This window comes from Gellertiella hungarica (assembly GCF_014197145.1).
Taxonomy (GTDB): domain Bacteria; phylum Pseudomonadota; class Alphaproteobacteria; order Rhizobiales; family Rhizobiaceae; genus Gellertiella; species Gellertiella hungarica.
The window spans coordinates 783,580-797,194 of the sequence record NZ_JACIEZ010000002.1 but is presented as its reverse complement, the minus strand read 5'-3'; the positions used below and the strand labels follow the sequence as shown (position 1 = coordinate 797,194).

The window sequence follows — 13,615 nt, the reverse complement described above, 5'->3', positions numbered from 1 at the left end:
GCGAGGATCAGAGGAGGCTGTCCAGAAGCGCGGACATGGTCTCAAACGACATGGCTCCCGCGTAGCGTTTTCCGTTGATCAGGAAGGTGGGCGTGGCGTTGACGCCGAAGTCCTTGGCGCCGCGCTCCCTGACTGCATTGACATCATTCAGAAGCTTCTGGTCCGTCAAGCACTTCTCGAAGCTCTCCTGTGTAAAACCGGCGAGTTTCGACATCTGCAGCAGGGCGGCCTTGCCGTCTTCGGCTGCAGCCCAGGTCTGCTGCTGCTTGAACAGCATGGAGACCATGGGGAAATAGGTGTTGTTGGGCGCGCAGCGCGCCAGCATGAAGGCGGCTGCCGCGCGCGGATCGAAGGGGAATTCGCGGATGATGAAGCGCACCTTGCCGGTGTCCACGTATTTTTCCTTGATCTTGTCGAAGGTCTCGTTGTGGAAGTGGGCGCAGTGCGGGCAGGTCATCGACATGTATTCGACGACGGTCACCTTGGCATCGGCGGGTCCGAGCGCCATTTCCGGCAGCGGGCCGGGCTCCAGCACCTTGGCCATGTCCACGTCGCCGTCGGCCTGGGGAATTTCCGCCTTGGCAGCGGGCGTGGTGGAGGCGGTGGTTGCGGCATCGGTCGTTGCCGGGGCCTCGGGCGCCTTCGGCGCTTCGGCCTTCTTCTCCTCGCTGCAGGCGGCAAGGGCCACGGCGCTGACGGTCAGCGCCATGCCGGACAGCAGGCGGCGCTTGGTGAGGGTGAGATCGAAGCTCGGCATCCTGTTTACCCCATCGGTGGTTCGGGTCATGTCAAAAAGTCCGCCCTTGGTAGTACGGCACGGGGCGGCTCACAAGGGTCTCGGCCCTTTCCTGACGCGAAAAGATGGCGGCTGAATGTCGCCAAGCCGTTGAATTTACCGTGATCGGCCCGTAGGCCGGTTCGGGGAATAAACCGCCGTGCCGAGCCGCTTCAGCGCCTCGCGAAGCGGCCCCTCCTCCACGCCGTCCATGAGGTCCTCCAGCCGTGCGGCGGCTGCCCCGGTGAGCGGCGGCGGCTTGCGGCTGCGGCGCGGCGCGACCGAAACCGGCTTCTGGACGATGCGGATCTGGCGGATCGCCGGAAAGCCGAAGAAGGTATTGATGCGGCTGATGAGCTCGCCCTGCGCATGGGTGAGGAAAAGCGCACGCGCGCCCTCGCAGGCGATGGTCAGCACGCCAGGCTCGTAGCCGCCGTCGCTGCCGCCATAGTCGCGGCGGGGCCAGGTGATCTTTTCCGGGCGGGTGGTATCGGCGAAATCGGCGCCGGCAATCTCGTCCCAGCTGCCGAGCAGCGCGGTCGATATGCCGGCCTTCTTCGCCAGCACCCGATCGATCATCGGATTGGCGATCTCGCTGACCTGGGCGACGCCCCGGCGCGAAAAGCCTGATGACGTGCCGGATCCGGACCCGCCGCCAGCGCCCGCCATCTCAGGCCTCCTTCCCGGCACGGGCCGCAAGGGCCGCCGTGTAGCGCTCCATCGCCTGCGCATAGAAGGCGACGCCGCCCGTCAGCATGGCGAGCGACTCGCCGATGGCCAGCCGGTTGTTGGAGTTCGACAGCAGCGTGAGCGCAAAGAACAGGAGCAGCATCAGATAGGCCTGCATGGCGGCAGGCGCCACGAAGCCCTTGCGATAGCCGCGCCAGGTCATGCCCACCAGCGCCGCCAGCATGAAGGCAAGCGCGAGAAAGCCGACGATGCCGTGGCGGATCAGGATTTCCAGATAGCCGTTGTGCATCAGATAATAGCCCACATCCGCATAGCGCGTCTGTTCCCAGCGCTCGATCCAGAAATTGCCATGGCCGAACCAGGGTGCCTGCCGGATCAGCTCGCAGGCATTGTACCACAGCTCCAGCCGCGCATTCATGGATTCGGGGATGGTGCCTGATGCGATCTTCTGCTGGAGGAAGGCGGAGAGGCTCTGGCTGGCGCTGTAGTCGCGGACGAGCCCCAGTGTGGCCTCCACCGTGGAGCCGGCCCGCAGCCACAGGCGCTCCCGGAAAAGGAAGGCCCAGCCCGCCACAAGCAGTACCAGGGCCGCGACGGCAAAGCGGATGGCGGCGCGCCGCTCGGTTGCCAGGATGAGGATCGCCGCCACCGGAACGGTGCCGAGAAGCGCCAGCCACACCCCCTTGGACTGGGAGCCGAGGATGGAGATCAGACAGAGCAGGACGATGACCGGCGTCAGGGCCGCCGCCGCAAGGCCGTAGGGGCTGCTGCGGATGCCCCGGGCCGCATAATGCAGAAACCAGTAGAAGGCGCCGATCATGATCAGCCCGCAGGCCACGGCCCCGTGGATCTGGTTGTTGTGGTAAAGCGGAATGACGGGATTGCCGGAGGCGATCACCCACCAGTGCTGCGAGGCGGCGAGAAACAGGGCCGCCAGAACGAAGAAGGCGAGGAGCACCTGCTCGATATAGAAGCGCATCCGCGTGAGCCCGATGCCGATGCCGCCGAAGAACATCGGAAAGGCGTAGAGCCATTCGGACGAGCCATGTTCCAGATTGGGGCTGCCGAAATAGCCATAGGCGAAACGGACAAGCACGTAGACGGACCAGGCCAGGCAATACCAGGCCATGAAGGAAGGCGCCGGGCGGGGCGCGATGCGATAGTAGATCCAGATGCCGTAGATCGCCACGAAAATGGCAGCAAATCGATAGGCATCGGTTTCGACAAGGCTTGCGCTCAGCATGAGCAGCCAGAGCAGGAAGCCCAGCGCTGCCGCAATCGGCATGGGGCGGTCGTTGAAATCGGTGGCCATATGAAAATACCTAGAGTAGTGATGCGTAGATCATGCGGCGTGCATAATCCACTGCTCTGAAAACATGTGTGGGCATTCGCTTCCATGCAGGCAGACGCGTTTGCCTGTAATCCTCGCGCGTTCCGATTTCCGTTTCAATATTGAGCGGTCCCAGGCTGATAAGGTCGGAATGCACCGTATAGGTTGCAGCGCCGGTTTTCCATCCCCTTTCGAGATCCACATCGAAAGGCAGCACCATGGGGCGCAAGGCGCGGGCGAGCTTGGCCGCGCCGCTTGCGGTGACGAGATAGCAGGCGGCCGAGCCCTGCGGCCCGTGGATGCAGCGGCCGATCTGATCGCCGAACCGGCTTTCGGCCTTTTTGCGGAAGCCGCGGATGCGGTGGTTGAAGAGCTTGATGACCTCTGCCTGCGGGCAGGCCTCCAGCAGGGCCTCGGCGCGGGCCATGAAATCGGGACCGAAATCCGCGTCATCCTCGACGATGATGGCGGCGGGCACCCCGGATGCGACGATGAGATCGAGCGCCTTCAGGTGGCTCTGGTAGCAGCCATATTCCCCCGGGCGCATGATGCGTCCGGCATGCCGGCGGAAGCCGGCGTCGGATGCATCGGCGCGCTCCGCCTCGGCCACGGTCCTGCCATCCACCGCGGACACGCGCGTGAGCGCAAGCCCCTGACGCGCGGCGCTTGCCTGAAGATCGTCCCAACGGCTTTGCGAGCGGTCGAGATTGATGGCATAGATGGGCAATTTCATGCGCGTACCGTGCATCCTTTTCCCCGGATCGCTAGCCGATTTGCGACCCTCTGACAATCCGGCCCGGCCTGTCACGGGAAGTTGTCCGCAGCGCCGGAGAGCCCCCTGTCGCGGCGCGCCCTTTTCCGCTACAGCCCGGCGCGGCACGAATGGACGACGCGGCGGGAAGCGAAGCCCGGCGCGGCCTGTCCCGGATGACAGCCCTAGGGCAGGATCATGGCCGGGAGATGTCGGAGACGGACCGGAGACGAGATGCAAGACCTGAAGGGCGATACGAGCCGCCGCCTGCTCGACTGGTATGACCGCCACCATCGCGAACTGCCCTGGCGCACCAACCCCGCCGAGGGGGTGAAGGGCATGCGCACCGATCCCTACCGGGTCTGGCTTTCCGAAGTGATGCTGCAGCAGACCACCGTGCAGGCGGTGAAGGCCTATTTCGACCGCTTCACCCGCACCTGGCCGACGGTCCGCGATCTGGCCGCCGCACCGGTGGAAGAGGTGATGAGCGCCTGGGCCGGCCTCGGCTACTATGCGCGGGCCCGCAACCTGAAGAAATGCGCGGAGGCGGTGGCCTCCGGCCATGGCGGGCAGTTTCCCGATACCGAGGAGGCGCTGCGCGCGCTGCCCGGCATCGGCGCCTATACCGCAGCGGCGATTGCCGCCATCGCCTTCAACCGCAAGGCCACCGTGGTGGACGGCAATGTGGAACGGGTGGTCACGCGGCTGTTTGCCATCGACACCCCCCTGCCCGCCGCCAAGCCCGAAATCAGGGCCCGGACCGGGGACATGGTGCCGGATGACCGGCCCGGCGATTTCGCCCAGGCGATGATGGATCTCGGCGCGACCATCTGCACGCCCCGCCGGCCGGCCTGCGTGCTCTGTCCGCTGAAGGAGGAATGCCGCGCCCTGAAGGAGGGCGACCCGGAACTCTATCCCGTCAAGGCGGCCCGGAAGGACAAGCCGGTGCGGGTCGGCGCGGCCTTCGTTGCCGTCGGCCCCGGCCAGCAGGTCTTCCTCCGCCGCCGGCCGGAGAGCGGGCTTCTCGGCGGCATGACGGAAGTGCCGGGAACGGGCTGGACCGCGCGCCTCGACGGCGAGACCGGCGTCTGCGCCGCCCCCTTTGCCGCCGACTGGCAGAGCGCCGGGACGATCACCCATGTTTTCACGCATTTCGAGCTGCGGCTCAGCATTTATCGTGCCGACATGAAGATTTGCCATGAGGCGGATGACGGATGGTGGCAGCCTGTCGAAAAACTTGATCGGGCGGCGCTGCCGACGGTCATGAAAAAGGCGATCGCCGCCGCCATTCCCGACGCCATGCGCATGAAGAGAAAAGGACAACCATGACTGCCGACATCCGCCACATCGTTTTCGACATCGGCCGGGTTCTGATCCATTACGATCCGAACATTCCCTTCAGCCGGCTGATCCCGGACGAGAAGGAACGCGCCTGGTTCTTCGAGAACATCTGCACCCATGACTGGAACATCGAGCAGGATCGCGGCCGCAGCTGGGAAGAAGCGGAAAAACTGCTGATCGCGCTGCATCCCGACCGGGAAAGCCATATCCGCGCCTTCCGCCGCCACTGGCGGGAGATGGTGCCCTATGCCTATCCCGAAAGCGTGCAGGCGATGGAGCGACTGATCGCGGAAGGCCGGGACGTGACCATGCTGACGAATTTTGCCAGCGACACCTTTGCCGAGGCCAACGAGATCTTCCCCTTCCTGAAGAAGCCCCGCGGCGTGACGGTGTCGGGCGATGTCGGGCTGATCAAGCCGGACCTGCGCATCTACACGCTGCATGCGGAAACCTTCGGCCTCGCCCCCGCCCACACGCTGTTCATCGACGATTCCGCCGCCAATGTGGAGGGCGCCCGCAAGGCCGGATGGAATGCCGTGCTCTATACCGGGGCGGATAAGCTTGCCGCCGATCTGGCAGCCCACGGGCTCGCCGGCTGAGAGGGCTCAGGCAAGCATCGCCGCAAGGGCCGCCTCGAGATCGCGGGTAAGGCCCGCCGTATCGAAGAGCGGCGCCCGGTCGCGTGCGGCCAGAAGATGATGGCGCAGGACGGAAAGGCGGTTTCCGTCCCGCGCCAGCGCGTCCGTCAGGCGGACGAACGCATCGAGGTCGTCGGCGACCAGTTCCGGCAGGCCGACGGATTGAAGCAGGCTTTCGCTGACGCGGCCTGCAAAGCTGGTGCCCCGGACCGTGACCACGGGCACCCCTGCCCAGAGCGCGTCCGAGGTGGTGGTGTGGCCGTTGCAGGGCGTGCAGTCGAGGGCGATGTCGGCCGCGGCAAGCCGCGCCAGATGATCCGCCATCGGCATTTTCGGCGCGATGACGAGGCGTTCCGGCGCGATGCCCGAAGCCTGCGCCGCGCGCCTGAGGTTCTGGGCCGCCGCCTCTTCCTGCGGGCCGAGCCAGAGCACGGATGCCTCCACCCGCCTCAGGATCTCCATCCAGGCGGCGAAGGCGTCGGCGCGGATCTTCGGCGCCTGGTGGAAGGCCGCAAACACGATCCCTTCTTCCGGCAGGCCGAGGCCGGCGCGCGCGGCCGGACGCTCCGGCCGGGGACGGCGATTGTCGTTCGACTGGTAGCAGCGCGGCAGGCGAACGATCTTCTCCTCGTAAACCGCATCCGACGAGGCGGGCGCGACCACGGCATCGGCAATGGCGTAATCGATCCCCACGCCCGCGACGGAGCCCGGAAAGCCGAGATAGGAAACCTGCACGGGCGCCGGGCGACGGGCGAAGATGCCGAGCCTTCCGCCCTGGGTGAAGCCCTTGAGATCGACGAGGATGTCGATACCGCGCCGGCGAATCTCGGCCGCCGCCCCGTCGTCGTCGAGCGGCAGGATGTCGACGTAATGCTCGACGGCGGCAAGTGCCCGTTCGCGCATCGCGCCATGACGGGCCTTTTCCTCCGTGTGGCAGAACAGGAATACCTCGAAGCGCGCCGGTCATGGGCCTCGAGCACGCCGGTGAAGAGGGAAAGCGTCGCATGCTCGTGCACGTCCGACGTGACATAGCCGATGCGGATGCGGCGTCCCGCGACATCGGGCAAGGGCGCCCTCTCGGCGACCGGAGGGAAGAGAACCTCCGCCGTGCGGCGCGCGGTCTTGAGGTGGTAGGCCTCGTCGCCCGACCAGAGGATGGCGCGGAAGGCATTTTCCCTGATGTCGGCGCCCTCGCCCTCCCGGGCATAGGCGGCTTCCAGCTCGGCGCGCAGCGCTTCCGTCAGCGGGAAATCGCAAAGATTGGCCGCGCACCAGAAGAGTTCCGAAAGCGCCAGCCGCTCGCCCGGCTGCATCTCCAGCGCGCGCTTCAGGACGGGGAGCGCCCGTTCGTGATGGCCGGTCGCATTCAGCACCAGCCCGGCATTGAGGAAATTGCCGAAATTCACGCCGATCGCGGCAAGCCGTGCGGCAAAGGGCAGTGCCTCGTGGTTTCGCCCCGCCTCGCGCAGCAGGCTGCAGATGCCATGGTTGACATCCACGTCGTCGGGCATGTGGGGATGGAGCGCGAGAAGGCAGGAGAGCGCCTTTGCCGGGGCACCGGCGGAGATGTAATGCACCGCCGCGCGCAGCCCGATCTCCCGCTTGCGGTCCGCCGTCAGCGGCACCGCATCGGCAAAGAACCGCGCGGCTTCGCCGAGATTGCCCTGCTGCTCGTGAATGGTGCCGGCGAGAAGATGGGCGTTGAGATTGCGCCGCTCCTTCTCCATCAGACGGCGCAGCGTCGCCAGCGCGATCTTGTGATCGCCCCTCTGATGCTGCTGCATCGCCTTTTCCAGCAAAGCGGCCATCGGCTCCCCTTTCGTTGAGCGGAGCATTAGGAAGCCGGTCTTGTCCGAGGCTGGAAAATGCCTTGCGGATATTCTTATAAGATGTTAGAAATATAAAAGAATTTGACTTCGAAGGACGAGATCGGTCGCATGTTCGATGCCCGCCATGTGCTCAACAGCCTGTTGCAGCGCTCCTTTCGGGAGACACGGACGGATTTCTCTCCGATGAAGGCGCAGAAGATATTGTTCTATACCCATGGCTGGCACCTCGCGACCACGGGAAAACCGGCCATCGACCGACCCTTCGCCGTCTGGCCTTACGGGCCCGTCGTGCCCGACCTCTACAATGCCCTGAAGCAATATGGATCGGGGCCGATCCTCGATTATGTCACCGCTCCCGGAGACGACCGGCCCTATGTGGTCAATCCGGATTTTCACCAGTTCTACCAGGCGCTCGATATTGCCTGGGAAAAATATATCGGCATTCCGGCGGTCAATCTTTCCGCCATGACCCATGAGCCCGACTCCCCGTGGGACCGGGCAAAACGCGCTAGTTTACCCTTCATTCCCAATGAGATGATAAGAGATTACTTTGTCAGGGCTGCAGAGCAGTGAGAAGATCGTTTCCCCGGAGGATGCACGCCGCGCCGAACCGGTGATCCGCCCGGCGGATACGCTGGCGCTCGAGGAAATGCGCAACGCCCATGAAGCCAACAAGTTGTCCATCCAGCGCGGCTGGATCGGTATCGCCCTGGGCACAGGCAGCGAAAAGGCCGGCAATGTGGCCACACTCGTCATCCTTGCCTGCTTCGTGATCATCCTTATCCTCTTCGTGAAGACGGATTTCTCCACGCAGTTCGATCCCTTCTTCAAGACGTTCAGCGCGCTGCTGGGACCGGTTGGTCTTGCGCTTGGCTATCTTTTCGGTTCGCGGGACGGGCGCTGAAAAAGAATGCCCGGCTTTCTTTCGAAAGCCGGGCTCTCTTCCATATCCGCCGGGACTGAAGGTACGAAACCGGCGGCTGGCAGGGAACTTAGCGGTCGGGTCAGTCCGCGAGCTTGCCGAGGCCGGCGCGGATTCGGGCGCGCAGGTCGTCGATGGGTTTCAGCTGGCCCTCGTCCTCGTAGTGCCAGAAGGTCCAGCCATTGCAGGCGTCGAAGCCCTGCACGCGGGCGCCGAGTCGATGGATCGAGCCGGCCTCGCCGCCCGAAGCCAGCGTGCCGTCGGCGCGGACGATGGCGCTGAAGCGGCGCTTCTGGTCGAAAAGCACCTGGCCGGGCTTTACCAGACCGCTTTCCACCAGCACGTTGAAGGCGACGCGCGGCTCGGCCTTCTTGCCTGTCATCACGGTGAGTTCCGTCTTGCCGAGCGGTTCGACCGCCGCGATGCGGGCTGCTGCCGCATCGATGTAATCCTGCTCGCGCTCGATGCCGACGAAGTTTCGGCCGAGGCGCTTGGCGACAGCGCCCGTGGTGCCGGTGCCGAAGAAGGGATCGAGGATGATGTCGCCCGGCTTGCTGGACGCCATGATGACGCGGGCGAGCAGCGCTTCCGGCTTCTGTGTCGGATGCACCTTCTTGCCGTCCTCGCCCTTCAGGCGTTCGCCGCCGGAGCAGATCGGGAAGAGCCAGTCCGAGCGCATCTGCACGTCGTCATTGGCGGCCTTCATCGCATCGTAGTTGAAGGTATAGCCCTTCGCCTTCGGATCGCGGCTTGCCCAGATCATCGTCTCGTGCGCGTTCTGGAAGCGGCGGCCCTTGAAGTTCGGCATCGGGTTGGTCTTGCGCCAGACGATGTCGTTCAGGATCCAGAAGTTGAGGTCCTGCATCATCGCGCCGACGCGGAAGATGTTGTGATAGCTGCCGATCACCCAGATGGAGCCCGAGGGCTTCAGCACGCGGCGGCAGGCGAGCAGCCAGGCCCGGGTGAAGGCGTCATAGGCCTCGAAGGAGGCAAACTGGTCCCATTCGTCATCCACCGCATCGACCAGCGACTGGTCCGGACGGGTGAGCATGCCACCGAGCTGGAGATTGTAGGGCGGATCGGCGAAGATCACGTCCACCGACTGATCCGGAAGCGCTTCCAGCGCCGCGACGCAATCGCCCTTGATGATGGAGTTGAGCCAGGAAAGCGGCTCCGGGCTTTGACGCAGGCCGGAAAGCGGAAGAACAGACGCCATATCGATACTCACTTTTTACGCTTACGCTGAACAAATCCTTGATGCTTATGGTTACCGAACTTGGTTACCAAAGGCTGAACGGGATGGAGAAAAAGCGAGGCAATGCGCGGCGCGAAGAGAGGTCTGCTTCCTGCTGCGGAGCGGGGCGCTTGGCCCCTCCTCCCCGTCGTGATCAGCTTTTCAGCACCAGGGGCCTGTTTTTGGGAGTTTTGCTGAAGCGTCTGTATCTGTTGATAAATTCAGGATCATATCCGCGAGACGATCAAAGCGGCGCAGCGCCTTGCGGTGTTTTCCGGGGCGAAGCGCCGTCTTGACTGATACCGGGGCTCGATGCGTTTCGCCGACCGGGCGGGCCATTTCCGCGTCTCGCCCTTCCGGCAAAAGCCTTCGGATTTCCCGAGAACTGCTGAAGAGCTTGAAATCAAAGCATCATCCGACGATGGCAAAGGCGTCGCGGGTGGTTCCGGCGGTGGTGCGGACGGGGCGCTGGCCGATCCATTTCACATGGCGTTCGAGGATCGCCACCGCATCCGAGGTCGCGCCCTGGCGGAGCGCGGTGAGGATCGCGCGGTGATCGTGGTCGGTGCGGGCTTCCCAGCCGGAATGCCAGGCAGAGAACAGGAAGCGCGCCGAAACCGAATGCAGGTCGTCGATGGAGGCGATGAGGCGCGGCATGCCGCAGGTGGAGAGGATGAGACGGTGGAAGCGGCGGTTTGCGGCCTCCCAGGCGCGCACGTCGCCCGCGGCATCGCCCTCGCGGGTCGCTTCCTCGGCCTCGTCGAGGATCGCGGCGGTGAGGTGCGGGGCGGCGTGCTTCAGCGCCAGCACTTCCAGCGCGGCGCGCATCTCGGCCACTTCCTTCACCTCGGAAAGATCGAAGGAGGCGACGCGCACGCCCCGGCGCGGCTCGCTGATGGCCAGCCCCTGCGCCTCCAGCCGGCGGAAGGCCTCGCGCACCGGCACGTGGCTTGCGCCGAATTCCTCGGCCACATGGTCCTGCCGCAGCCGCGTGCCCGGCATCAGCTCGCCGCGGATGATCCGTTCGGCAAGCGTGCGGCTGATCCGCGCGGCAATGGTGTCGTCCTGTTCCTTCCTCATGCTGGCTCTTAGAGCATCGCCATGGGTGCCATGCAAGATCAATGATTGTTCCGGAGCGCCGCATCGTGTAGCAGGGCGGCTCACCCCTCCCCCAAGGCAGCCAAGGCGGATCATGCATGAGCCAGATCGACCTGATCATCTTTGACAATGACGGCGTTCTCGTCGATTCGGAAATCATCGCGGCGGAAGTGGAAGCCGTCCTGCTGACGGAAGCGGGCTACCCCATCTCCACCGAGGAAATGGGCGAACGCTTCGCCGGCATGACCTGGCACAACATCCTGCTGGCGGTGGAACGGGAAGCCTCCATTCCGCTGTCGGCCTCGCTGCTCGACAAGTCGGAAAAGATCCTCGACGAGCGGCTCGGCCGCGACGTTCAGATCATTCCCGGCGTCAAGGAGGCGCTCGCCCGCCTCACCCAGCCGCGCTGCATCTGCTCGAACTCCACCACCCGCCGGCTGGACAAGATGCTCACCCATGTGGGGCTCAAGGCCTATTTCGATCCGCACATCTATTCGGCGCGCGATCTCGGCGAGGACAAGGTCAAGCCCAGGCCCGACATCTTCCTGCACGCGGCCAGGCAGATGGGCATCAAGCCCTCGCATGCGGTGGTGGTGGAGGATTCCGTCCATGGCATCCGCGGCGCGGTCGCCGCCGGCATGCGCGTCATCGGCTTTACCGGCGCCTCCCACACCTACCCCTCCCACGCCGACCGCCTCACCGATGCCGGCGCCGAAACCGTCATCTCCCGCATGAGCGACCTCCCCGCCACCATCGCCGCCCTGTCGGAGTGGTCCGGGGTCGCGTAAGGACGCACGGAAGGGGGCCTCGCACGGCGTGGCGTTTGCCGTGCTGCACCCCCCCTCTGCCCTGCAGACCGTCGAGTTTGCCGTGCTGCACCCCCCTCTGTCCCTGCAGACCGTCGAGTTTGACGCACTGCCCCCCCCTCTGCCCCTGCAGACCGTCGAGTTTGACGCACCGCACCCCCCTCTGCCCCTGCCGGGGCATCTCCCCCTCAAGGGGGGAGATCGACATTGCGGTTTTTGATTTCCTCAAACAATGAACGTCTCATTTGCAGAAACGGTGGCTGGGGACTGCCATCATAAACCCCATCCCGATCTCCCCCCTTGAGGGGGAGATGCCCGGCAGGGCAGAGGGGGGTACGGTGCCTCAAGCTAGACGCCGTGCAGGCCAGAGGGCGGTGCGGCGCCTCAAACTCGACGGTTTGCAAGGCAAAGGGGGTCGCACACCGGCCAGTTCCACACCACGCCCCGTCGCCTACCCCCGCACCATCAGTGCTCCCGGCAGGATGTCGTAGCGGGCGGGCAGGCAGCCGAGGTCCTCGCCGTCGAATTCCAGGGGGATGATGGCACCAGGGGCTGCCGGGTGGACGGTGACGGTGGAGGCGCGGGCGATGGTGACGTCGGGGTGGCTGCGGTGGCGGCCGCCATAGACGCGGGCGAGGTTGGCGATGAGGGTGGAGCGGTTGCGGGCGCGCACCACGACCACGTCGAACAGGCCGTCGTCGACGCGGGCGTCGGGGGCGATCTTCATGCCGCCGCCGAACCAGGCGCCGTTGGCGACCGCGACGGCGGCCACCTGGGCGTCGAGGGGCGCCGCGTCATCGAGCGCGATGCGGATGGAGGGAAAGCGGTAGCGCAGGAGCGCGCCGAGCGTGTGCAAAAGATAGACGAGCGGGCCGCTTTTCGTCCCTTCCATCTTTGCCCGGTTCACGGTCTCGACGATATCGCCGGTGATGCCGAGGCTGGCGATGTTGAGGAAATGCCGGTGGCCCTCGCCGCCGCCCGGCAGGGAGAAGCTGACGCGCCCGGCATCGATCGGCCGGGCCGGACGGTCGAGGAGCTCGAGCGCCGCGGTGGCGGGATCGGAAGAGAAGGAAAAGTTGCGCCGGAAATCCGAGCCCGTGCCGGCGGCGATGAAGCCGAGTTGCGGCAGGCGGCCCCCGGGGCTGCGGCCCCGCAGCAGGCCGTCGGCAACCTCGCCGAGCGTGCCGTCGCCACCGAAGGCGATGACGAGATCGGCGCCCTCGCCGGCGAAGTCCTCCGCAAGGCGCGCCGCATGGCCGCGGCCAAGCGTGAAGCGCATGTCCACCTGCGGCACGCGCCGCTCCAGCGCTGCCGAAACAGCCTCCGCATGGCGTGAGGCCCGTCCCCCTCCGGAAACGGGATTCACGATCAGGCCAATCCGCATGCTCCCCCCGAAGCGCCGGCCCTCCCCGGCCGGCGAATGGACTTACTTGGTATTATAGGGGCCTTCGTCGAAGCCCAGGAAGATGCGCGCGGTGCCGCTGGTGCCCGGCGGCAGCACGATGCCTTCCTTCTGGAACAGGAACTGGCCGGACGGCTGGCCGGCGGCAAGCTCCGTGTTGAATTTCACCAGCTCGGAATAGACCGTCTTGTCGCCATCGACCACGGCAACCCGGATCGGCAGCGTGAAGGTGCCGGCCTTGCCCATGGGGCCGAGCACGATGCGGCCCTGCGCCATGGCCATGACCTTGGTGGTGCCGCTCTCGTCCATGGTGCACTGGCGCGTGGTATCGGCGAGCGAAACCTGATACTGCAGCTTGGCTTGGTCGTCCGGGGCACCGTTCTTGCCCTTGCCGCCCTTGCGCAGGAAGGCGGTGCCTTCGCGCAGCGAGATCTGCGGGCAGGTTCCGGTCACGACGGGCGCGGGCGCGCCCTTGGCGGTGGAGGGCTTGTCCATGCCCGGCGCCTTGTTGCCGTGGTCGAAGGGCGTCGTGGTGGGCGTGTTGCACCCTGCCACCGCAAGGAGAACGGCGGTCATCGCCGCACCCATGCGCATCTTAGCCTGAACCTTGCCTGTCATGCTGGCACTCCCTGTACGCCCGGCCGGAAGGGCCGGCACAATCGATAAATCGGGCCTTTTCATGCCCCTTGCGGATGCTCTATACCAGCGGCGCGGAGAAAAATCGATTGGGGGTTTCGGGTTTTGGGCAGGTTTTCGGGCGGGGGCTCCGGCGTGGCGGGAAGGCCCGGCGCAGGTCCGC

General features: G+C 65.5%; 15 protein-coding genes. 6 read left to right on the top strand and 9 right to left on the bottom strand.

The genetic code is table 11. The features are described 5' to 3' along the window. Positions 1–7 precede the first annotated feature (7 nt). The 4 genes from GGR23_RS08280 to GGR23_RS08265 form a co-directional block, all read right to left on the bottom strand. Complete coding sequence (locus GGR23_RS08280) at positions 8–787, bottom strand: DsbA family protein (RefSeq protein ID WP_382342368.1); 780 nt, start codon at positions 785–787, stop codon at positions 8–10. Between the two features lie 105 nt (positions 788–892). Continuing rightward, entirely contained in the window at positions 893–1,444 is a 552-nt protein-coding gene (locus tag GGR23_RS08275) for a DUF721 domain-containing protein (protein ID WP_183365692.1), read from the bottom strand. Position 1,445: 1 nt separating this feature from the next. Beyond that, positions 1,446–2,777: an O-antigen ligase family protein gene (locus tag GGR23_RS08270; RefSeq protein WP_183365691.1), complete on the bottom strand. Its 1,332-nt coding sequence runs from the start codon at positions 2,775–2,777 to the stop codon at positions 1,446–1,448. A 10-nt stretch (positions 2,778–2,787) separates the two neighbouring features. Further along, positions 2,788–3,528 (bottom strand): glycosyltransferase family 25 protein, encoded by a 741-nt coding sequence (locus GGR23_RS08265; RefSeq protein ID WP_183365690.1) that lies wholly within the window; start codon positions 3,526–3,528, stop codon positions 2,788–2,790. 252 nt (positions 3,529–3,780) lie between these two features. Here GGR23_RS08265 and mutY point away from each other — a divergent pair, with 252 nt between their 5' ends. Together mutY and GGR23_RS08255 are read left to right on the top strand one after the other, a co-directional pair. Beyond that, positions 3,781–4,875, top strand: coding sequence for an A/G-specific adenine glycosylase (gene mutY / locus GGR23_RS08260; RefSeq protein WP_183365689.1), 1,095 nt, complete (start codon positions 3,781–3,783; stop codon positions 4,873–4,875). Next, a complete protein-coding gene (locus GGR23_RS08255; RefSeq protein ID WP_183365688.1) occupies positions 4,872–5,486 on the top strand; it encodes an HAD family hydrolase in 615 nt (204 codons plus the stop codon). Before mutY ends, GGR23_RS08255 begins: the two co-directional genes overlap by 4 nt. A gap of 6 nt (positions 5,487–5,492) precedes the next feature. Here the strand turns inward: GGR23_RS08255 and GGR23_RS08250 are convergent, their stop codons facing one another. Next, positions 5,493–6,467, bottom strand: coding sequence for an O-linked N-acetylglucosamine transferase, SPINDLY family protein (locus tag GGR23_RS08250; protein WP_281375690.1), 975 nt, complete (start codon positions 6,465–6,467; stop codon positions 5,493–5,495). A gap of 62 nt (positions 6,468–6,529) precedes the next feature. Here GGR23_RS08250 and GGR23_RS08245 point away from each other — a divergent pair, with 62 nt between their 5' ends. From GGR23_RS08245 to GGR23_RS08235, 3 genes are all read left to right on the top strand, one after another. Then, positions 6,530–7,351, top strand: coding sequence for a hypothetical protein (locus tag GGR23_RS08245; protein WP_183365686.1), 822 nt, complete (start codon positions 6,530–6,532; stop codon positions 7,349–7,351). Positions 7,352–7,462: 111 nt separating this feature from the next. Continuing rightward, positions 7,463–7,927: a Panacea domain-containing protein gene (locus tag GGR23_RS08240; RefSeq protein WP_183365685.1), complete on the top strand. Its 465-nt coding sequence runs from the start codon at positions 7,463–7,465 to the stop codon at positions 7,925–7,927. Then, positions 7,905–8,258, top strand: coding sequence for a hypothetical protein (locus GGR23_RS08235; protein WP_183365684.1), 354 nt, complete (start codon positions 7,905–7,907; stop codon positions 8,256–8,258). The genes GGR23_RS08240 and GGR23_RS08235 overlap by 23 nt, the downstream gene beginning before the upstream one ends. 100 nt (positions 8,259–8,358) lie before the next feature. Here GGR23_RS08235 and GGR23_RS08230 read toward each other — a convergent pair whose 3' ends face one another. Together GGR23_RS08230 and GGR23_RS08225 are read right to left on the bottom strand one after the other, a co-directional pair. Beyond that, the gene (locus GGR23_RS08230) at positions 8,359–9,492 is read right to left on the bottom strand and encodes a site-specific DNA-methyltransferase (RefSeq protein ID WP_183365683.1); all 1,134 of its coding nucleotides are present in this window, start codon (positions 9,490–9,492) and stop codon (positions 8,359–8,361) included. A gap of 429 nt (positions 9,493–9,921) precedes the next feature. After that, positions 9,922–10,590 carry a GntR family transcriptional regulator gene (locus GGR23_RS08225; protein ID WP_183365682.1) on the bottom strand — a complete coding sequence of 223 codons (669 nt, stop codon included), beginning with the start codon at positions 10,588–10,590 and terminating at the stop codon, positions 9,922–9,924. A 116-nt stretch (positions 10,591–10,706) separates the two neighbouring features. Here GGR23_RS08225 and GGR23_RS08220 point away from each other — a divergent pair, with 116 nt between their 5' ends. Beyond that, entirely contained in the window at positions 10,707–11,396 is a 690-nt protein-coding gene (locus GGR23_RS08220) for an HAD family hydrolase (RefSeq protein WP_183365681.1), read from the top strand. 469 nt (positions 11,397–11,865) lie between these two features. On the opposite strand, the gene GGR23_RS08215 is transcribed toward GGR23_RS08220, so the two are convergent. Continuing rightward, positions 11,866–12,798: a diacylglycerol/lipid kinase family protein gene (locus tag GGR23_RS08215; protein WP_183365680.1), complete on the bottom strand. Its 933-nt coding sequence runs from the start codon at positions 12,796–12,798 to the stop codon at positions 11,866–11,868. A gap of 42 nt (positions 12,799–12,840) precedes the next feature. Beyond that, complete coding sequence (locus tag GGR23_RS08210; protein ID WP_183365679.1) at positions 12,841–13,434, bottom strand: hypothetical protein; 594 nt, start codon at positions 13,432–13,434, stop codon at positions 12,841–12,843. Positions 13,435–13,615: the final 181 nt, after the last annotated feature.